General features: G+C 66.2%; 1 protein-coding gene. It reads left to right on the forward strand.

Features of this window, described 5'->3' with window-relative positions:
* Positions 1 to 399 (forward strand): aldehyde dehydrogenase family protein (locus tag ORL50_RS28795; protein ID WP_266020099.1); only part of this gene is annotated, 399 nt, incomplete at both ends.

Consider the following 399-nt stretch of genomic DNA (forward strand, 5'->3'; position numbering starts at 1 on the left):
GTCCTGGTGGAAATCAACGAAGCCAGCGAAGCCCAGGTCGATGCCGCCGTGCGCGCCGCCGATGCGGCGTTCGACAGCTGGTCGCAAACGCCGCCGAAAGATCGCTCGCTGCTGCTGCTCAAGCTCGCCGACGCCATCGAGGCCCATGCCGAAGAGCTGGCCAAGCTGGAATCGGACAACTGCGGCAAGCCCTACAGCGCCGCGCTGAACGACGAGATCCCGGCGATTGCCGACGTGTTCCGCTTCTTCGCCGGCGCCAGCCGCTGCATGAGCGGCTCGGCGGGTGGTGAGTACCTGCCTGGCCACACCTCGATGATCCGCCGCGATCCAGTGGGCGTGATCGCCTCCATCGCACCGTGGAACTACCCGCTGATGATGGTCGCCTGGAAAATCGCCCCA

The organism is Pseudomonas sp. RIT-562 (genome assembly GCF_026241895.1).
GTDB classification, from domain to species: Bacteria; Pseudomonadota; Gammaproteobacteria; order Pseudomonadales; family Pseudomonadaceae; genus Aquipseudomonas; species Aquipseudomonas mandelii_F.